The sequence below is a fragment of the Candidatus Borrarchaeum sp. genome (assembly GCF_019058535.1).
GTDB lineage: Archaea > Asgardarchaeota > Sifarchaeia > Borrarchaeales > Borrarchaeaceae > Borrarchaeum > Borrarchaeum weybense.
In genome coordinates this window covers 1-20,156 of the sequence record NZ_JAHPYX010000224.1, presented here as the reverse complement: position 1 = coordinate 20,156, position 20,156 = coordinate 1, and the positions used below count along the sequence as shown (strand labels likewise).

The window sequence follows — 20,156 nt, the reverse complement described above, 5'->3', positions numbered from 1 at the left end:
ATAGGAGAGTAATAAATGCCAGCGTATGTAATTTCGATGATGGCGATCCATGATCCAGATACCTATCGTAAATACACGGATAGGACACCACCCATAGTGAAGAAGTACCAAGGGAAGTTTCTCACACGCGGGGAACCGGTTACTACATTGGAAGGAGAGACATACACAGATAGGATGGTAATATTAGAGTTTCCGAGCAAAACTCACGTTGAGGCTTGGATAGCTGATCCTGAGTACCAAGAAGCAATGGTATTCCGGCATGCATCGTCAACAATGCGGATGCTGCTGATACAAGAAGGTGGCGAAAACACCGAAGACCCGGACCCAAAACTTTGAGAGGGCGTCTACTCCTGGGTCATCTTACTCTTGCTTTCTTTCAATAGAAGTTTTTATAGGTTTGATCTTACTTTTTTTGCTAGTAGCTAAGCAAGAAAGCACCAGCGCTTCAGCGTGGTGATGAATTGCGGTAGATGTGTATGTTCACTTGCATCATGTGCAATGGGGGGTCTGCCTCAAGTTATATAGGTGAAATGAGAAAGATATCAACAGCAATTGGAGGGATAACAGGAACACTTGCCGACAAGGTGCATACTCCGATGGTCTCACCATCGTTTACCGTACCTACGGGGCGTAGGGATGTTAAGCCTGTGGAGATACGACCTCCGTAACCCGTCACGGACGGGGATCGAGTCCGTCTGAGAAGCAGGAAGCCTCCATGCTTTCGCACGAGGTAGCTCACTTATTAATAAAAATAAAAGAGAGAAAGTCTCTCTTTCTGAAAATCCCTCCGTCCCCACCATCTTTACTTTTTCTAGATCAACGATTGACGTATTGATACTTTGTAGTAAAGTTTTTATATAGATGGGATATGCCTTATATTGGATCTTCGGCCATCGCTCCAGGGCCACACCTGATCCCGGCCGAACTCAGAAGTTAAGTCTGGAGACGTTCGTGGGAGTACTACCTTGCGAGAGCAGATGGGAAACCTGAATGCTGAAGGTCCACTTTTTCTGCTTATATCAATACCAAAGAGGATGTTCTCTCTATTCAATGAATACTGTCTGAATTCTTGTCAACTGTGTCCATTACGGAATAGTTTAAAAGTGAAAAGGATAATGCATAGCAAAGTGTCTTAGGAATACAGAAACGGATAAATACATGTATTTGAGGCTGGCTGAAAACAATGCAAGGGTTATTAGATTTATTAACAGGTGGCGGTGGGGAAGGAAGTAATCCATATGCCGTTATCTTCAATTTATTATTCTTTGTCTTTATCATTTTCTCAATATTTTATGGACAGCGTATTCAGCAGTTCATGTGGCTTAAACAAATTGAACGTGCACTAATGAAGTTAGATGTATGGCAGCGAGAAGGCAAAGTAATCTGCAAGTTACGGGTCTCGAATTTTAGCGATGCTTCTGACGAGGAAGTGTTTGATACGATAGAAGGTTTCCTTGAATTCTTTATGATAATGCCTGTGGATAAAGACCCGGCAGGAGTTTTAAACCGATTAGAGCATTTGATGGATGTGAGAAAGTCAAGATTCGAAGATTTCGTCTCTCGCGTAGCACCTAAAGCGAATGAGGCGGATTCTAAAACACTTGAAAACGTGATTGAGGCGACAATAGCCGTTTTCACTATCTTTAGAATAATACGTCACTTCTTATTACTTGGCAAGAAAACTAAGAGCACATTTTTAATCATGCAGATTTACATGCAGCTCCCCTTAATTATGATCTTCGCTAAGGCGTATTTCGAAGCGTTAAAGTGCTTTGCAGAAGGTAAACCCATCGGTGATGGCGTAGGACCTCTTGTCGCAGCGCGACTCATGAGAGGCGGTGAACCGAAGGAGGTAGCAAAAGAGGTCGTTGCAGTCGAAAAGAACATAAATAACCGCAATGTCATCATTGTAAAGGCTAAGGGACCCGGAGGTACTGTTGGAAAGCCCGGACTTGGAGTAAAGAATGTCATAGAGGAAAAAGAAGGGAAAGTTGCTCGTGTAATAATGATCGATGCCGCCTTGAAGTTAGAAGGCGAAGTGACCGGCGATGTGATCGAAGGTGTCGGCGCAGCAATTGGCGATCCCGGTCCCGAAAAACACAAAATAGAAGAATCTGGGGTAAAGTACAACATCCCTATTGATGCAATAATAGTAAAGCAATCGATCGAGGACGCTCTGACTTCAATGAAAAAATCAATAGCAACGTCCGTAGATGACGTCATTAAACGCATTCATTGGATTATTAATAATCAAACAAACGAAGGAGATACGATAGTCGTAGCAGGAATTGGAAACACACTTGGAGTAGGACAATGAGGTTGAAAAGATGAGTGAAGAAAAAAGACCCCAAGCACGCGTTTCGCGTGTAATTTTAATCCTTATAGGCATTGGAATGGTAGTATCCTTATATTTCATAGTATCGGCAACTACAGGCTATTTTCAGAATCCACAAGGGAGTCAATGGCAAACACAATTGCTGTTTGGACTCCTAATACTTGGAGCTATCTGGTTATTTAATTTCTGGATCAGAGGACGTTCAAAAAAGATTGAGTGGCATACAGTGTCTCAATTAAAATGCGAACAAGAAGGATGCGAATACTCAGAAATTAGAGACTTCAAGGAAGGCGATTATGTCTACAAGAAACTAGGAAATTGTCCGCTATGTGGAGGACAAGATACACTTTACATAGATTTAATTTATGCCTATAATCCCCTCGAAGTTAAACCTCAAAGTACAGAAACCGCTCAAAGCGCGTAGATTCGAAACAAGTTTTTTTAGTGGGGAGGCTAACAATTATTTTTTTAGTTTGTCACATAAAAATGTAGAGGGAACCTGAGGGTAATCTGTGCCACAAAAAGAATATTCGTTTGTCGGTATTGGTGGGACCTTCGACCGTATTCATAAAGGACATAAAACACTTCTTCAGAAAGCTTTTAAAATCGGAGAGCATGTTTTAATTGGAATTACTTCTGAGGAAATGCTCTCCGATAAAGATAACGCCAAAAAAGTCCAATCTTATACGCAGCGCGTTAAAAACATGGAAAACTATTTGCAAAATAATGGACTTCTCCAACGCGCCAAAATTGTGAAGCTTAATGATCGATATGGTCCTGCTATTACATTACCTGAAATGGAGGCAATAATCGTTACTGAAGAAACTCGTCCTACTGCAGAAGAAATCAATGACATAAGAAAAGCAAATAGGCTTGTGCCCTTAACCATAATAAGTGTTCCCCGAATATTAGCAGAAGATGGGATGCCAATCTCATCGTCACGAATTAGGGCAGGGACAATTAACAAAAATGGGAAGCTGCTTGAAGAAAAAAAGTGAGAACATTAATTAATGTAATTCTTATTCTTTTATGCTTCAAAGAGAGGGAGTTCTTCAATTTCGAAAACGGCGGTGGGGTTTTCTAGTTTAAATTTAAGCAATACCTCGGGATGAAGTTCTCCCAAAACACCTACTTTGTTACCTTTTACAAAGACCTCAGCAACTCTTCCCTCAAGAAAAGAAGGATTGACCGCAGTTTTCAGTTTAAATGGAACGCCTAAGTTGGTGAGAAGCCCTCCCACTACTGCTTGAATGTGCTCATAACTTGTAGCATAGTCAGTAATGGCTGCAGCTATTCTTGAAACAGTACGTACTTTATTTATGAAAGACGAATCAGGGATTCCGACAGGACCTACTTCAAAGATTTTCTGTGGAAAAGCACTATGGGTATTTTTACTTAGAAAGTTAATGAGTCCTGGCATCAATTGATTACGAATGAAAGTATATTTTTCACTTACTGGGTTTGCAATTTCAGTTATCTCATTAGATTCAGTAAACGAACGAATTGTCTCAAGATCATGCATATTTGTAAGGACATAATTCAAAATTTCTTGAAAGCCCATTCCAACCATCAAATCTTTAATCTTACGTTCGAATGTGCTTAAAGGAAGTTCCCCGCCCACAGTCATTGATTGCGGAAGCTCAGGTTCCATTATATCATAGCCATAGCCAATACTTACGTCTTCAATTATATCAACTTCATGAAGAAAGTCTGGTCGATATACAGGCACAAGAACCTCTAAAGTGTCATCATCAATTTCTTTTGAATCAAATCGCATTTTTTTCAGTATTGTTGTTAAATCATTTAGGTTTAAGCCAAATCCAAGCAGTTCATTTGTGTTTTGTAGACTCAAGTTCATTTTAGTAGGTGTGAAGTTAGGATAGACTTCAGGAGTTTTGTCAGGATAGAGGATCTCAACTGATTCGATTTTCGCGCCACGATCGTAAAGATCAGCAAGAAGAATGTGTAGAGCATAAATAATGATATATTCATCAGTTCCGGTCACGTCAAAAAAGAGATTTCTAGTATCCATGTCAACTCTTGTTAGATTGCCATTGATTATTGGTGGCAGGGAGAGAACATCACCGTTTTTATCTACCAAAAGCGGATATCTGTCGAAATCCGATATTATATGAGCATAATCCCGCCCTTTTGGAATCTCTCTTAGTATTTCATAGCCATTCATTTTTTCTGTCTCGTTAAGTGGAACGAAGTTGATATTCTCTGGTTTTTCTGCCAAGTATGTGAAAGGAGGCTCAACCGCATCGAGATTGTGAAGTCCAATAGAGCCCTTTCGTCGTCTACGACAGTGGGTATCGTGAATTTTTTCCTGAAGTTGCATTAACTGTCGAACTAAGGCATCTGTTAAATGAACATTTTTTACGACGCCACAAACGATATAGGGACGTACATCTAGTACAGAAGAGTCAACAGTGCATTGAATTCCAGAAGGTTCAACATCAAACTTTTGGAGGCCCATTTCTACTTCAAAAACACCTTTTAAGACGCGTGCGAGACCACTTGCTGAGAGCAGATCTGGTCTGTCTGAAGTGATCTCAACTTGAAGATCGTGGTCAACAACTTCATTTTTTGACCCGTAAATGGGTGTGATATCTTCAACTTCTGCTTTAATGTAAAACAAACGATCCTCTAATGTTTCTAATGGGATTTCTTTTCCAATCAGACTAATAAGGTCATTGTAGGACACCGTAATAGTTGGCATTTGTTTCACCTCACTTCCTTAGTCCTTAGAAGGTCAAGGTTATCGCTGTAAAGATCGCGAATGTCATCATATTCAAGGTAGATCATAGCTAGTCGTGCAATACCGATCCCCCAAGCTAGCACCTGAAAGTCAACATTAAATGGTTTGACGACTTCTGGTCGGAAAATTCCAGATCCTCCGACTTCTATCCATCCTAGTTTCGGATGACGAGCGAAGACTTCAACAGAAGGTTCCGTAAAAGGAAAATAGCCCGGCTTGAATTTCACTTCCGCACCTGGAATTAGTTCTATCACAATTTGTTTCAAATATCCTAGATGGTGCTTTAAAGTCAAATTCTTGTCGCCTACAATACCCTCCAATTGAAAAAACTCTATAGCATGTGTAGCATCTAAGACATCAGGTCTGAAATTCCTGTCAAGGCAGAACATTTTGAGTGGGGGAGTCTTATGCTCGTGTAAAAATCGCATAGAGACCGATGTAGTTTGGGAACGAAGAATAAGTCGGGATGCACGTTTCAAACTCCAAGGGTATCTCCAACCGCGCGAACCGGTTGTCCAGCCATTTTCGTGAGTCGCTTTCACTCGTTTTCTTAGAGCATCTAGTTCTAAATCACCAAATATCGGGTCTTTTAAGTAATACGTATCATGAATCTCACGGGCTGGATGATCTTGCGCCTGGAACAATGCATCGAAATTCCAAAACTCCATCTCAATAAGGGGACCTTTTGCTTCTTGAAATCCCATACCAATTACTGCCCTTCTTACCTCTTCTAAGAATTCAAGGAACGGCTGTTTCTTCCCGAGATATACAGTAGGAGGAGGTGCTGTAACATTATAGGGTTTAAGCACGACAGATTTCCATCTTCCAGAGGTTATATCATCACGAGTAAGCTTACTCACTTCTTTAATAATTTGGACTTCTCCTGTCACCACTTTCATTCCAAGTTCCGTTAATTGAAGTTTTCTTGTTGTTATTTCCTTTTCTTTTAGTAATTTTCTTTTTCTAAATTCAAGATAACTATCAATATAACTATCTTTAGAAGGCATTTCCTCTAAGACTAAATCACTTTTTGCTAAAAGAGAAAGGAATTCTTCTTCGCAGCAGGGGCCAAGTGCCGCATCTTTTCCAGTTTCGGTTACATAAAGGAGTGTTGCTCCATTTTGCTGTTTTTTAAGTTCTGCCCATTTCTTTTTCTTTAACCAATTGAGACCAATAGTAACCTCTGCCTTTTCCATTCCGTGATCTTGCGTCTGTAGGATTGTCGGGATTTCTTGTGCCCCTACTTTACAGAGATAATGAAGTAATCGAATTTCGGGTAGTTTTACCGTAGCATATTTTTTGCCTTCGTCTGATAAAAAAATGAATGTGCTTTTTTCCTCAACTATCTGAACCAGTCCTTTTTCTTGAAGTGAAAAGGCAATAGAGTTAATCTGAGCATTATCTAATTGTGTAGATTTTGATATACTCTCAATATCCATCATATCGTCTTTTTTAAGAGTTTTGAGGACAGTTTCTTCAGTATCAAATAGTGTCAGCGACTGTTTCATTAGAAAGCACCTCTGTACGGAGCTAAGTTGTCGATGAAAATGATTATGTTTATGGAAAATTCCTCAAGAAAGCCACAAGGCTTGAGCAAGTAGATGAATTTAGACGCAGGGTTTATATAGATAGATGGTAAACTAGTTAATAGTACCTACGGGGCGTAGGGATGTTAAGCCTGTGGAGATAAGACCTCCGTAACCCGTCAAGGGGATCGAGTCCATCTGTGAAGCAGGAAGCCTCGATGTTTCAGCACGAGGTAGCTCACTAATTTAAATTTGTCATTGAAGCGTTACCTGCTAATAATTTAGTGATTATAAGATTTTTGAGAGAAACCGAGCAAAGGTAACGTTTCAACAAAAATCCTTAAATTGGTCTACGAGTATATAGACCTAAGCGATGAAAGGAAAGCCCTTTTTTCGAGGACTAGCCTAGGAGTAACGATGATGGCTAGAGCAAAACAAAGGCGACATCTAGAGCACCGTTGGTTAGTTAAAATTCACGAAATAGGGCTCTTGTTGAGGCAGGGTGTGTCACCCATCAATGAAAACAGAGTCAACCCAGACGTGAGACAGCCAGCGGGAGAGGGTTGTTAAGATCACCTGGCATGAGAGAACGGTGCAAAGGAATGAGAGCTACTGCCGACCTATGATTGCATCGAGTTAGTGTCAGGAAACACTAACATCCCTCTACTTCTTTTTAAATGAAGTTAATCTAAGACAAAACAAGAAAAAGTAATATTTTAGATACTTAATTCTTCAACTAATTCTGCACCATATTTTTCTATTAAAGGCTCAAGAAGGTCTCTATTTGAATCAATCATATCTCTAACTTCAGCAAAAACCTTTATTGTTGCTTCTGCTACTGCTTTTTTCAAATCAAGTGGGTGTAGTTTTTCTTGGACAAAATCAGAAACAATATCTTCGACGCGAGTGTAGCGTACATCACCACCGAATTTTTCGGGGCGAATAACCGTTAATTCTCCGAGTACAGGAAATATAATCATTTTCACAACATCAAGTGGAAAATTATCTTCCTCTTGTCCTTTAACACAATAAGCGTTTTGCATCTTCTTTCTGATGTTTTCTGGCTTTTCATGGACAAGAATAACGGTCTCTGGCTTACTTGAACTCATTTTTTCTCCAGGGCCCTTTATAGATGAAAGTAATGTGCCATGAACACATACTGGTTTCTTATAACTCAATTTTGGTAAGATCTCACGGGCAAGCACATGGATTTTTCGTTGTTCCATCCCACCATGAGCTACATCAAGGTTGAGTGCACCAATATCTAAAGACTGCATGAGAGGGTAGACAAGTTGAGCCACCTTTGGATCCTCCATTTCTTTACTAATTACATCCATACTGCGTCGTGCTCGTGTTTGGGTTGTAAGAAGCGTCGATCTTAGTAGATCAAGAACGTATTTCGGTTCATACTCGAACTCAGACCCTGTAACATATTCAGCCTTCTTCAATCCCAATGCTTTGAATATTTCTCTCCAATAGTCTATCATACTTTCAATCCATTCTTTCGATCCTTTCGAATTTAAAAAGGTATGAAGATCTGCTAAAAGAACTACAACTTCCCAACCTGCGTTATAAAAGTCTAATTGCTTTAAAGCAGTAGATGCAGTCCCAATATGGACAAATCCACTTGTTTCATAGCCGACGTATGTCCTAATCTTCTTCTTAGATCTTAGTAATTCGATTAGTTCCTCTTCTGTTAGGATTTCTTCCAGATTTCGGGTGATTATCTCAGGAATTTCCACGTTTCTCGCCTTTCTTTGATTTTTGCCTTTGTCATTAAGTTAATTATGATCGTTTTCAATGCATTGATGAATTGGTATACTCCTTGCATCGTGCTCGTCTGCAAGATACTGCTTTCAGTAGCTTTATAAAGCTACGGGTATTCTTTTTAATTAAGAGATAAGAATCGTGCAAATGCGTAAAAGCAAACATGATACTCTACAATGTGCTAAGAGTTATGCATATAAATACTAAAAGCAGATGCATCAAAATTGTCTAGAAAAAAGAGAACTAGTCAGTTTCCTTCACAAAACTGGACCGAAAAAATGGACAATGTCCTTCACGACTTGATGGTAGACTCAAACAGCGGGACACCGATTATCGTGGAAGGAAAAAAAGACAAAGCATCCTTGCGTGCACTTGGTATACGAGGACCTATTCATTGCGTTCATGTTGGTGACCCTTTATTTGAAGTCGCAGAGCAACTCGCACATTATAATCGAATTATACTCTTAGCAGACTTCGATGATCAAGGAGAAAAACTTACAAAAAAACTGGCAAGTCATCTAGAATCAAAGCGTTGTAAAACCGATTTAGTACATTGGCTCAAAATGAAAAAAGTGTTTAGTCGACTGACAAAAGATGTTGAAAGCCTCAATTCGTTAGTCTCAAAACTCCAAGTATCGAGTCAACATACTATCGGTAAGGATTAAAGTTATAATGTGATCAGTTCCAAAAAATAAAGTAAAGATAGCCGTTATAATTTCCTTTACATTCGTAAAAATTACGTTAGCAAATCATATCATAAATAGGAGGAGAGTTAAAGAAAGATTTAGTTCACATTATACCTTAAAATTAATTTCACTTTCAAATTGAGCATTATCGAGTATCTCGATCCATTGTAAAATATTGTGAAATCTCTTTTTGAAAAATGGAGGATGTTAATTATGAATGAGAATTTTGAATCTTATAGCACGACAAAATATGTTGTTCGTGCAAAAATAGAAGTTGAAGGAGTGGTTGAGAAGTCAGACGTCGTTGGCGCGATCTTTGGTCAAACAGAAGGATTACTTGGCGAAGAATTAGACATTCGCGAACTTCAAAAGACAGGTCGCATTGGTAGAATTCAAGTAAGTATTGATTCAAAAGGCGGGAAATCAACCGGAATCATCACCATTCCCTCAAGTTTAGATAAAATTGAAACTGCCATCTTAACGGCCGCTCTTGAAACGGTTGATAGAGTCGGCCCATGTTTAGCACATGTCAGCATGGCGAAAATCGAAGATGTACGTGATGAAAAACGCAAAAATATCATAAATCGGGCAACACAGATCCTTAGAGCATGGGAAGATGACGTTATCCCTGAGAGTCAGAGGATAAGCGAAGAAGTTATCAAAGCGGCACGTTTAGGAGTCATCATGAAATATGGAAAGGATCAACTTCCTGCTGGACCAGAAATCAACGAATCGGAGACCATTATTATTGTAGAAGGGCGAGCTGACGTATTAAACCTTCTTAAGCATGGTTTCCGTAATGTGATTGCTGTTGAAGGCACATCTATCCCAGATACTATTGTCACTCTCTCACGCAAGAAAACCGCTATAGCATTCGTAGATGGAGACAGAGGTGGCGAACTTGTCCTCAAAGAACTGTTGCAACTTACAGAGATAGACTATGTTGCTCGCGCTCCACCGAATAGAGAAGTTGAAGAATTGTCACGAAAAGAAATTATCAAAGAACTTCGGAACAAAATACCCATTGAACAATACCTCGAAGGTCAACAAGACAAACCACGTATGGAAGTTAAAAGTGTAAAAAAACCCACAAAAGAAAGTACTAAAAAGAAGAAAAAGACTCCCAAAGTACCTGAACCTCTTATAGAAAGCGCAGAGAACATTACAGAAACTTCCGAAGCCGTTTTATTTGGTGAGGAACTTAATTCAATAGATTCAATGCCAGTTTCAGAACTCACTAATAAACTTCAATCAATAGAAGGAGTATACGCAATTGTGTTTGATGGGGTTATTACTCAGCGATTATCAGATATTGCTTCAGAGAAAAATATCAAATACCTGATCGGTGCTCGACTAGGAAATATTACAAAAAAGCCTCTTGATATTGAACTTCTCACTTTCCATGATATACTTACTTAGAAGTTCTTTTTTCTCCTTTTTCTTTTCATCTCAGCGAATTAAAAGGCGAGTTGCACCCGCCGTCCAAAGCCCCCCGCGTTTTAGAGGCCTTTTCATTCTATTTATTCTTGAGATTTTTTTATGTCAAAAACGACAAGAGAGTAAGCAATCCTAGGACTGCTAAAACTATAACCCAGGTCCAAGGACTAGCTCCTCATCCTCTAAAAGAACATGATTCATTTTCCTTCGACAGTATACACACCTCACAGGGTACATTGGGTTCTTTCTAATCTTCTAAAAACTTCCGAATTAAGCAAATTATGCTGTCGAAGCGGTAAAAAAGAAAGGAATGTTGGATCTTATTATATTGAGCAAAAAGCAGTCTATGGGATTATAGCAATCGCTTCAATCTCAACTTTAAATCCTAGAACAAGACCTACTTGAACTGTACTTCGCGCTGGAGGATTATTTTGAAAGAATTTGCCGTACACGGCATTCATCTCTTTGAAATCATTCATGTCGCTTAAAAAGACTGTAGTTTTTACTACATGCTCTAAAGAACTTCCAGCAGCCTCAATAACGTCTCTTAGATTCTTCAACGCTTGTTCTGTTTGTTCGGCTATTGTATCGCCTACAATTTCTCCAGTTAAGGGATCCAACGCAACGTGCCCCGATGCGAAAATGAAATTGCCTGCTTTTATGCCTGGACTATAAGGTGCAATTGGCTTTGGAATCTTATCGGAAACTACTACTTCTTTTTTCATTTTAATACGCCTCGTTTTCTCTTTTTAAAACCTTAAGAAAAAACAATACTTAAACATAGTTCTAGTAGGTTCAAACTTATAAACTCTAAAAACTGATGGTGTTTCGCTACAAAGTAAAGGTTTTTAAAAAATCGCATTAAATAGCCAAATATGATTGTGGAAATCCTCATTGCTATTCTTATAGGGATATCCTTAGCCGCTCCCGTTGGCCCAACAACAACGGAGGTTATCAAGCGCGGCGTAAATGGATTTTATCACGGATTTTTGACGGGCTTAGGGGCTGCAGCCGCGGACTCAACGTACCTATTAATCGTATTTTTTGGGCTCTCTGTTCTTTTTCTGTACCCTCTTGCTAAAATAGTGATCTGGGTTTTCGGATGTATAATCTTGGTCTACTTGGGTTTTATAGCAATCAAAGATTTTATCCAGTTTAAAGGTATTGATCCACAGTCGAAAGAGGAAGATAACTCTGCAAAAATGTCAATACGATGGTCATTTCCAGCAGGGTATTTAATCACAGTCGCTAACCCGATTACCATTATTTTTTGGATTGGTATATTTGGATCCTACCTTTCCTCAGTAATCGGCGGAGTCACTCAATTGAGTGCCCTTTTCTACAGTTTCTTTGTTGTTGTAGGAGTCGTTCTCTGGTTTTTCGTCCTTGCTTTAGTTTTAGGAAAGGGAGGAAAACGAGTTGGTGGTAAATTTCTAAAATACGTTTCTCTTGTTTGTGGCATAATTCTCATCGGATTTGGAATATGGTTTGGATACCAAGTACTGACATACTCCCACAGTTAAAGCAGTGGGGTTCTACACTTCTATGGTGAGAAATGAGGGGCGTGCCACCGCCCTGTTAATGACTCCCGCAGCGAGATGGTCTCCCTGAGCGAGCCTTATATTGACACAACCTACGGCGTCTCGATGGGCTTCAAGTCTGCACCGTAGACAATTGAACAATCTACCCTTCCGTACTACTCTTTTAGCAGCACATCGAGGACATACTGAGGAGGTCCCTTGTTCATCTATTTCCCTTACGGTGATACCATATTCCTCGGCTTTTTCCTTGATGCGTGTCACCAGATAGCGATGACTCCAGAACAGATGGATCATAGAGTTCAACTTCTTAGAGAATTGAGCTGAGTCACGTATGTTGGTGAGCTCACCTAATACTATTTCTGATACGCCTTGTGACCAACAGCGCACTACAAAGTCATTCACTACTTTGTTTATCACATCCCTAAATCTCCGCTTCCGCTTTCGGTATAACCAACGTAACTCTTTAGAAGTATGTGCATCGTTGGTGGTTTTCAAGAGCGATTCGTGTTTAGCTAGTTTGTAATTCCAGTACCACCACTCTGCCAATATAGAATTTGCTCGATAGCCAAACACCTGCGTAGTGTCGTCTATCATTGCCATAATTGGTACTTTCACTCCCAGATCAACATAGGCCTTCTTTGTTCCTTGTGGCTGATGTGGAGGCTCAACCTCCACCGGCATGAAGGCATACCACTGACCTGTGAGTTCATCATAACTAATTTCCAGTCTCCCTTGTTTGCCCCGCCACTTGTTACTACCCTTCCATTTCAACTTCAATTTGAATGGAAGTGTTAGCTTCGTGATGCTTAAGCAATAATTGTCACAACGTACTAAATATTTGAGTTTTCGCTTCCCTGTGCGTCTATCCTTCCAATAGCCTGGAGGTCGGATTCTATGGATATGAGACGGGAGTATCCTCGCCTTCTTTTGCTTTAATAAGGCAAAAAAGGACTTCCACGCCTCATTGTTCTTTCGGATGATTTGTTGGGCACTAGCAGAACCGATTAGTTTCTTGTAGTGGTGATAGGCGTCATCAGTATTCCAATCCATCTGTCCGTTGAAAAATGATTGCCGTCTTTGGTAGCTGAGCTGATTCCACATGCAGGCACAGGCATTCGCTCGCCTGAATAACTCCTGCTCTTGTTCTTTGGTGGGACATAACTTAAAGGTATTAGACCTTCTCAAGGTTGAAGCCTCTGGTAATAACTAAGAGAGCCACCAGAACTATTTAACGATTAGGGAGACCATGATGAACGTGATAAAAGTGAAAAAGAACACTGCCACAATTCATCCCACCCCTGAAGGAATGGGCTTTCTTGCTTAGTTACCTATCACTAGTCTGCTAATAACTCAAGCCCCAGTGCAAGCTTGAGGACCAATTGAATATTATTATTAGTTCGCTTAGTTTTCCAAGATTTTTTCTCTTTTGGGAATTCACTAAATATTGATTATTTCTTTTTTTATATTAGATAGAATTGTTTTGAACGATCTAAATTTTGATTTACATTTTCCATAAACTTTGCGATTTGATACTCATATTCTGCGATTACTTGAAATGCTTGTTTAGCAAGTTCAATTCTTTGTTCGAATGTGGTGCACCAATCTTGCTTTTCGATCTGCCTTAGAAAATGTTCGTACTGATCTGAGTTTGTAAGAACTGCTACGCGAGGATAATTTTTCGCAGCCGCTCTTATTAGCACAGAGCCACCTATATCAATTTGGCTTCGGCAAGTTTCTATCGAACTTAGTTTTATGACAGTTTCCTTGAAAGGATAAAGACTACAAACTACTAAATCTATAGGTTTGATTTCATGGGCTTCCAGAAACTGCAATTGTTCTGGATTTATTTTTTCTGTCAATTCGCCTGAAGTGGGTATTTCTGCCAGAATCGCTGCGTGTATTATCGGGTGAATTGTTTTCACTAGTTCTCCAGGCATTTCTGGAAAACTTGTTATTTTTTCTACTGATGTTACCTTCATGCCTGCAATCTTCAGGTGTTTTGCTGTACCTCCAGATGCTATTAATTCGATATTTGCTTCTTTTGAAAGGACTGTTGCAAGTCCTTCGAGTCCAGTTTTGTTATAACAACTAAGAAGAGCTCTTTTCAGGCGAACTTTGGATTTAAGTGTACGTGGTGGATATCCCATTATTTAGTGCCCCGAGTTTGAAAGTGTAGTTAATGATAACCATTCAGTATTCTAAGTTTATACTAATTTCTTCTTTAAGGAATTCAAGATGCATCAAACTAAAGTCCTCTCAATAGAACTCTAAACACAACTATTATATGCACAATAGATATAAAGCGATAAGAATCTTATGAAAAGTCTAATCTACGGTTATAGTACCTATTGAAACCTATTAAAAAGATTAAGTAAGTCAAGAACCTCGTTATAAGTGAACGGGGCTTGTGGTGGTGGCAATGAAAAAAAGAAAGATTCTCGTGACATGCGCTCTCCCATACGCTAATTCTGAGTTGCATATAGCTCATGCACGGAGTACATATATCCCTGGAGATATTTATGTTCGTTATTGCAGATTAAAGGGTCATGAGATAGTGTTTGTAAGTGGCACTGACGAACATGGTACACCTATTAGTATACGGGCTGAGGAAGAGGGCGTTACGCCAATTGAGGTGGCTACGAAATACTATGAGCAAGATGTGAATGATTTCAAGCGCCTTGGCATTTCTTTTGATAATTTCTCAAGAACAAGTAGAAAACTACATTATGAAAACACTCAAGACGTTTTTTTAAAACTACATGAAGCCGGACACATCTATGAGAAAGACCTTTCGCTCCCCTATTGCCCTAATGATAAGAGATTCTTGCCAGATAGATATGTAGAAGGAAAATGTCCTTATTGCGGGTTTGATCACGCACGAGGAGATGAATGTGACAGTTGTGGTCGAGCTCTCCATGAGGGAGAATTACTTTATCCACATTGCAAATTGTGTGGATCTCCGACAATAATTGAAGTAAGCAAACACTGGTATCTCAAACTTTCAAATTTTGCAGAAAAATTAAGAACATGGCTAGAAGAGGAAGATGTGCTCCCAGTTTACGGTAAGGAATATTTAATTGGGCAATATCTTGAACCTGGCTTGGAAGATATCTGTATAACTCGTGATTTAGACTGGGGTGTTCCCGTTCCCCTCGATGATGCTGAAGGAAAGGTCATTTATGTCTGGTTTGACGCTTTTCTTGGTTACAAGACTTCTACAATCGAGTGGGCAATCGAAGAAGCGAAAGATGAATCGAAATGGAAAGAATTTTGGCTAAAGGATCTTGCAGAGGAAAAAGATACTGAATTAATTCATTTTATTGGAAAAGGAATAGTGTACCATCATGCGCTTTTCTGGCCTACTGAACTTATGGGATCTGGCCATCGCGTACCTACCAAAATTCCTACATATGGATATGGAAATCTTGAGGGGCGCAAAATGTCCAAAGGTAGAGGCTGGTACGTCGGACTCACTGAATTCCTCGACAACTTTGATCCTGACACCTTACGATATTACTGGATAAGTTACTCTAATCTCCTTGAAGATGCGGACTTCAAATGGAAAGAGTATCAAACAAAAGTAAATAATGAACTAGTTTCAGACCTCGGAAATTTCATTCACAGAACGCTTACTTTTACCAATCGCTTCTTTGACAGTGTAGTCCAAGAAATCAATGATCTCGATGAAGCCGATAACAAGTTTTTAGAACATCTTGGTGAACTACAAAAGAATATTGAAAAAAGTATAGAGTCTTTTGAACTCCGTACTGGTTTAACAAGCATCATGGACTTCATGCATAAGTGCAATAAATACTTTAATGATAAAGCCCCATGGAAAGCGATAAAAGAGGCACCAGAAAAGGCAAAAACTACGCTTGGTGTGTGTGCAAAAGTAGTTAGAGCACTTGCTATTTTTATGGAGCCATACTTACCTTTTGTAGCAGAAAGATTGTGGAAATCCCTGGGTTTTGAGAATTCTGTGCACGAACAGACCTGGGACGCAGCCCTTGAAGGATTTTCAGCAGGGCATAAAATCGTAGATGATCCTGAACCCCTGTTCGCCAAGATAGATGACAAAATAATAAAGGCTCAAGAAGAAAAGTTAAAAGCAACACTAGTTGAACCATCTGAACCTTCTGAACCCACTCCACTCATTACGTTTGATGACTTCAAAACATTAGATATGCGTGTGGGAAAAGTTGTTGTGGCAGAGCATGTTGAAGGTACTGAAAAATTAATTCGCATGGAAGTAGATCTAGGTGCCGAGCTTGGAACGCGGCAAATTGTCTCATCACTAATCGGCTACTATAAACCAGAAGAATTAGTGAATAAACAGATTATAGTACTAGTTAATCTTAAACCGGCAGAAATCCGTGGCCTAAAATCTAATGGAATGCTCTTAGCAGCAGAAGATCCGCAAACAGGTGCTTTAGGCCTTCTAATAGTTGATCGGCCTCTTCGTCCAGGTTCAAAAATAACTTAAAATTGAAAAAGAAGGTGTGAGGTGTTACAAGCAATCACTATGTACCTTCTTCCCAACTTTTTAGATACTTATCTTGCTCTTGCGTTAGTAGATCATACTTTAGACCCATTACTTCACACTTTAGTTGAGCAACTTGATTGTCGATTTCTTTTGGAATGTCAATAACGACTCCGCCTCTGTTTTTAAGGTCATCTTTATTCTTGCAAATCCACTCAACCGCTAGTGCTTGATCAGAAAAACTCATGTCCATAACTTCAGATGGATGTCCTTCCGCAGCAGCCAGGTTGACGAGTCGTCCGTCAGCTAATAGAAAAATCCTCCTACCATCTTTTAATGTATACTGATTCACAAGAGGGCGGATTTCTTTCTTTTCCACAGCAATTTCTTCAAGCGCAGGTATTTCGATCTCCACGTTGAAGTGTCCAGAGTTCGCTAGAACTGCGCCATCTTTCATTAATTCCATATGTTCCCGTGCAATTACGTTCTTGCAACCTGTTGCTGTTACAAAGATATCTCCTACTTTAGCAGCCTCTTTTATTGGCATAACATCCATGCCTTCAAGGGCGGCAGTAAGTACCTTATGCGGTTTTACTTCTACTATTATGACACGTCTTGCGCCCATGCCCTTTGCTCTCATCGCTATTCCTCGTCCACAACGTCCATACCCTGCAACCACAAAGACCTTTCCAGCTAGTAAATCTGCTGTAGCTCTCAAAACACCGTCAATTGTGCTCTGACCTGTGCCGATATAATTATCATAATCCCACTTTGTTGGAGTATCATTTGTTGCAAGAATAGGATAAAGCATTGCACCGTCCGCTGCCATCGCTCTAAGGCGTATTACACCTGTGGTTGTTTCTTCTGCACCAGCCCACACATTATCAATCCAATCTATTCTTTCCCCTAACACCTTTTTTACTATATCTACCTCTGGGGCTTGTTCTCCTCTTTTCATTTTATGCAAGATTCCAACTAGGTCGGCACCGTCATCAACACTAATGTGGGGCTCATTCTTGATAACATTGGAAATCGATCTGTAGTAACCTTCAGTATCCATAAATTTCCACGCGTACACGTGAATGCCATCTTCTTCTGCTAATGCAGCAGCTACTTCATCAGTAGTGCTTAAAGGATTTGATGCACAGAGGAAAACTTTTGCACCTCCAGCTTTAAGTGTTTGTCCTAAAACTGCCGTTTCTTTTGTGATATGAAGACAGCAACCGACTCGAACGTCTTGGAGAGGTTTTTCCTTTATAAAACGTTCACGAATTTTTCGAAGCACCGGCATGTGTAATTCTGCCCATTCGATGAGGTTTTTTCCTTCTTCTGCAAGTGAAAGATCACGTACTTCAAAAGTATCACCAACTTCAGTAGTTACCATATTTTTCATCCTCTTTTTTCTTTCAACATTATTGTTCTTTTAATGAAGCGATATACTCGCCAAGTCTCTTCAAGCCTTCTTTAAGCCTTTCGGTATCATATCCAAAACCTACTCTAAATTGCTTTTCAGTTTCAAAACAGGATCCTGGCGCAGTAAATACGCTTTGTTCTTCAGCCAGCCCTTTACAGAATGTTTCAGAATCCATGTCGAAGTGATACATAAGCATAGTCAATACAGCAGCCTTAGGGGGAACCCATGAAATTACATCGCTATGATCGTCAACCCACTGTTTCAATATCTCAAAATTCTTAACAGCTATCTTGCGCCCCCGTTCGAGGAGAATTTCACGGCTTTTTAGAGCTATTTCAGCCACTTTTTCGTTTAAAACACCATTGCAGATTGAGGTGAAGTCTCGAAATGACCAAATTCTTTTAAGGAGTTCTTTGTTCTGGCAAGCGAGCCAACCAATCCTTAGGCCTGGCAGTCCGTAAACCTTAGACAGCCCTGCTACACTAATGGCATTTTCATATAAATCAGCAGCAGGAGGGGCACGATCTGTAGTTTTATATTCTAAACCTCTGTAAATCTCATCCGAAAGAACTGGGATGTTATATTGCTCTGCAAGCGCGCATATTTCTTCCAAGTCTGTTTTTTCGATGCAGGCTCCAGAAGGATTGTTTGGATAGTTTATTATTATCAGATCGGTGTTTTCACTAATCATACCCGCTAACTGGTCAATATTTGGCTTGTACTTGTTATCCATGAGTAATCTCAATTTCTTTACACGGGCTCCCAAATTTTCTCCTACTTGCCAAAGCTGCGCGTATGTTGGAAAAAAGGTAACAACCTCAGAATTTGGCTCAAGAAGTGTGTAAGAGATGATAAAATTTGCTTCTATCGCTCCATTTGTTACAACAATGTGATTTGTATCTAACTCCTCATATTCTTCAGCAATTAATTCCCTTAACTTAGGTAGTCCATTACTCCAACCATAGCCTAGTTTTGTGTCTAAAACTTTATCGATAGAATTACCAGTCAAATCCAATAGTTCTTTAAGTGTGAGCGGTTTAACTCCACTCTCGCCCATCATGATCTCACAATCATGTTCGTATTTAACAAACCATCGTTCCAACTCAAAGGGCTTAAATTTCATGAAGATCACCTTTGATTCGTTCTTGATTTGTGCAATTTTCAAAAAGGTTATGCAATAAATTATTGATACGACTATATAATTCCCAAAAAAAATCATAATCTCGCCGCTACCGAACAGTTTTTAGAGAAAACTTTGAGTATTTGGAAATGTATAATGATGAAAATAGATTTTATCAGTTACAAGAAGGTGAAACTTTAGATGGGCGAACATGAAATAAGCATCTCAATTGCTGATGCTGAGGCAAGTTTGATTGCAGCAAATAATAGAATTGCTGCTCAAAATAGAGCGTTATTTGATGAAAAGGGCATTCGTGTTCTTGATGTGGTTGGGGCAATTGGTGCTGGAAAGACGGCTCTTATAGAGCTTTTAATCGATAAAATTAAATCGAAGTACAAAATCGCAGCAATTGCAGGAGATATGGCAACGGACGTTGATTCCACTCGTATTAGAAGTCATGGTGTCCAAGCTATCCAGATTGAAACCGCATCTGAATGTGCGTTGACAGCAAGCTTCGTTCGAGATGTTGCTAAGGATCTTGATTTAGATAATTTGGATTTACTCATCATTGAAAATGTAGGTAATCTCATCTGTCCTTCAGACTTCATACTGGGCGCACATGCACGAATTACTGTTGTTAGTGTAACTGAAGGAAATCATGTCGTTCGAAAACATCCTTTGCTCTTTAAGCTTTCAGAAGTAGCGGTTATTAACAAAATGGACTTAGCAGAGATAGTAGAAGCAAATGTAGAAGAAATGGTGAGTGACGCTCTTACAATCAACCCAGAAATAAAGGTAATCAAGACTAGCGCAAAAACCGAAGAGGGCGTTGATTCCCTGATTGCAGCATTAGACCTTTAACTTTTTTTGGCTTTTTTAGTATTTAACTAGTTACTGTATATCCTAGAACTCCTGGGAGTATGCGATTTCATAGTATTGAGTATTTTTACTTTTGTAAAGTAAAATCTTGCAAAAACTATAAATATAACTACTTATATATAGTTATTTGGCAAATAATATGTTGATAAACATCAATATATTATTGCATTATGACAAGGTGACTTTCCAAATCCATATTTCAGATTTAGG

Annotated in this window: 19 protein-coding genes and 1 rRNA gene; 11 read left to right on the top strand and 9 right to left on the bottom strand. The window is 39.5% G+C overall.

The features are described 5' to 3' along the window. Nucleotides 1-15: 15 nt before the first annotated feature. Nucleotides 16-336, top strand: a complete 321-nt coding sequence (locus QVB70_RS13755; protein WP_287587331.1) for a DUF1330 domain-containing protein — start codon at nucleotides 16-18, stop codon at nucleotides 334-336. A gap of 181 nt (nucleotides 337-517) precedes the next feature. On the opposite strand, the gene QVB70_RS13750 is transcribed toward QVB70_RS13755, so the two are convergent. Further along, nucleotides 518-727 carry a hypothetical protein gene (locus QVB70_RS13750; protein ID WP_287587328.1) on the bottom strand — a complete coding sequence of 70 codons (210 nt, stop codon included), beginning with the start codon at nucleotides 725-727 and terminating at the stop codon, nucleotides 518-520. Nucleotides 728-882: 155 nt separating this feature from the next. Here QVB70_RS13750 and rrf point away from each other — a divergent pair. From rrf to QVB70_RS13730, 4 genes are all read left to right on the top strand, one after another. Next, nucleotides 883-1,002, top strand: a 5S ribosomal RNA gene (gene rrf / locus QVB70_RS13745). 181 nt (nucleotides 1,003-1,183) lie between these two features. After that, nucleotides 1,184-2,317, top strand: a complete 1,134-nt coding sequence (locus QVB70_RS13740; protein ID WP_287587327.1) for a DUF1512 domain-containing protein — start codon at nucleotides 1,184-1,186, stop codon at nucleotides 2,315-2,317. 10 nt (nucleotides 2,318-2,327) lie between these two features. Then, nucleotides 2,328-2,759, top strand: a complete 432-nt coding sequence (locus QVB70_RS13735; protein ID WP_287587326.1) for a hypothetical protein — start codon at nucleotides 2,328-2,330, stop codon at nucleotides 2,757-2,759. Between the two features lie 88 nt (nucleotides 2,760-2,847). Further along, on the top strand, nucleotides 2,848-3,333 hold the full coding sequence (locus QVB70_RS13730; RefSeq protein ID WP_287587324.1) for a pantetheine-phosphate adenylyltransferase: 486 nt from the start codon (nucleotides 2,848-2,850) through the stop codon (nucleotides 3,331-3,333). Nucleotides 3,334-3,362: 29 nt separating this feature from the next. On the opposite strand, the gene pheT is transcribed toward QVB70_RS13730, so the two are convergent. Then, entirely contained in the window at nucleotides 3,363-5,057 is a 1,695-nt protein-coding gene (gene pheT / locus QVB70_RS13725; protein ID WP_287587323.1) for a phenylalanine--tRNA ligase subunit beta, read from the bottom strand. A 5-nt stretch (nucleotides 5,058-5,062) separates the two neighbouring features. Next, nucleotides 5,063-6,604 carry a phenylalanine--tRNA ligase subunit alpha gene (locus QVB70_RS13720; protein ID WP_287587321.1) on the bottom strand — a complete coding sequence of 514 codons (1,542 nt, stop codon included), beginning with the start codon at nucleotides 6,602-6,604 and terminating at the stop codon, nucleotides 5,063-5,065. 438 nt (nucleotides 6,605-7,042) lie between these two features. On the opposite strand from QVB70_RS13720, the gene QVB70_RS13715 reads away from it, so the two are divergent. Beyond that, the gene (locus tag QVB70_RS13715) at nucleotides 7,043-7,192 is read left to right on the top strand and encodes a hypothetical protein (RefSeq protein WP_287587319.1); all 150 of its coding nucleotides are present in this window, start codon (nucleotides 7,043-7,045) and stop codon (nucleotides 7,190-7,192) included. 146 nt (nucleotides 7,193-7,338) lie between these two features. On the opposite strand, the gene QVB70_RS13710 is transcribed toward QVB70_RS13715, so the two are convergent. After that, a complete protein-coding gene (locus QVB70_RS13710; RefSeq protein WP_287587316.1) occupies nucleotides 7,339-8,364 on the bottom strand; it encodes a tyrosine--tRNA ligase in 1,026 nt (341 codons plus the stop codon). A gap of 249 nt (nucleotides 8,365-8,613) precedes the next feature. Here QVB70_RS13710 and QVB70_RS13705 point away from each other — a divergent pair, with 249 nt between their 5' ends. Next, nucleotides 8,614-9,054 (top strand): toprim domain-containing protein, encoded by a 441-nt coding sequence (locus QVB70_RS13705; protein WP_287587314.1) that lies wholly within the window; start codon nucleotides 8,614-8,616, stop codon nucleotides 9,052-9,054. Between the two features lie 234 nt (nucleotides 9,055-9,288). Next, nucleotides 9,289-10,494: a DNA primase DnaG gene (dnaG, locus tag QVB70_RS13700; RefSeq protein ID WP_287587312.1), complete on the top strand. Its 1,206-nt coding sequence runs from the start codon at nucleotides 9,289-9,291 to the stop codon at nucleotides 10,492-10,494. 362 nt (nucleotides 10,495-10,856) lie between these two features. Here the strand turns inward: dnaG and QVB70_RS13695 are convergent, their stop codons facing one another. Next, complete coding sequence (locus QVB70_RS13695) at nucleotides 10,857-11,237, bottom strand: Rid family detoxifying hydrolase (RefSeq protein ID WP_287587310.1); 381 nt, start codon at nucleotides 11,235-11,237, stop codon at nucleotides 10,857-10,859. Between the two features lie 150 nt (nucleotides 11,238-11,387). Here QVB70_RS13695 and QVB70_RS13690 point away from each other — a divergent pair, with 150 nt between their 5' ends. Further along, nucleotides 11,388-12,035, top strand: a complete 648-nt coding sequence (locus QVB70_RS13690; protein ID WP_287587308.1) for a LysE family translocator — start codon at nucleotides 11,388-11,390, stop codon at nucleotides 12,033-12,035. A 12-nt stretch (nucleotides 12,036-12,047) separates the two neighbouring features. Here the strand turns inward: QVB70_RS13690 and QVB70_RS13685 are convergent, their stop codons facing one another. Continuing rightward, nucleotides 12,048-13,238: a transposase gene (locus QVB70_RS13685; RefSeq protein ID WP_287587305.1), complete on the bottom strand. Its 1,191-nt coding sequence runs from the start codon at nucleotides 13,236-13,238 to the stop codon at nucleotides 12,048-12,050. Between the two features lie 275 nt (nucleotides 13,239-13,513). Then, nucleotides 13,514-14,200, bottom strand: coding sequence for a hypothetical protein (locus tag QVB70_RS13680; protein ID WP_287587303.1), 687 nt, complete (start codon nucleotides 14,198-14,200; stop codon nucleotides 13,514-13,516). Nucleotides 14,201-14,472: 272 nt separating this feature from the next. Here QVB70_RS13680 and metG point away from each other — a divergent pair, with 272 nt between their 5' ends. Further along, nucleotides 14,473-16,536 (top strand): methionine--tRNA ligase, encoded by a 2,064-nt coding sequence (metG, locus tag QVB70_RS13675; RefSeq protein ID WP_287587300.1) that lies wholly within the window; start codon nucleotides 14,473-14,475, stop codon nucleotides 16,534-16,536. Nucleotides 16,537-16,573: 37 nt separating this feature from the next. Here metG and ahcY read toward each other — a convergent pair whose 3' ends face one another. Together ahcY and QVB70_RS13665 are read right to left on the bottom strand one after the other, a co-directional pair. After that, the gene (gene ahcY / locus QVB70_RS13670) at nucleotides 16,574-17,917 is read right to left on the bottom strand and encodes an adenosylhomocysteinase (RefSeq protein WP_287587299.1); all 1,344 of its coding nucleotides are present in this window, start codon (nucleotides 17,915-17,917) and stop codon (nucleotides 16,574-16,576) included. Between the two features lie 28 nt (nucleotides 17,918-17,945). Further along, on the bottom strand, nucleotides 17,946-19,070 hold the full coding sequence (locus QVB70_RS13665) for an aminotransferase class I/II-fold pyridoxal phosphate-dependent enzyme (protein ID WP_287587297.1): 1,125 nt from the start codon (nucleotides 19,068-19,070) through the stop codon (nucleotides 17,946-17,948). Nucleotides 19,071-19,268: 198 nt separating this feature from the next. On the opposite strand from QVB70_RS13665, the gene hypB reads away from it, so the two are divergent. Further along, nucleotides 19,269-19,928, top strand: coding sequence for a hydrogenase nickel incorporation protein HypB (gene hypB, locus QVB70_RS13660; protein WP_287587295.1), 660 nt, complete (start codon nucleotides 19,269-19,271; stop codon nucleotides 19,926-19,928). The last annotated feature ends 228 nt before the right edge of the window (nucleotides 19,929-20,156 follow it).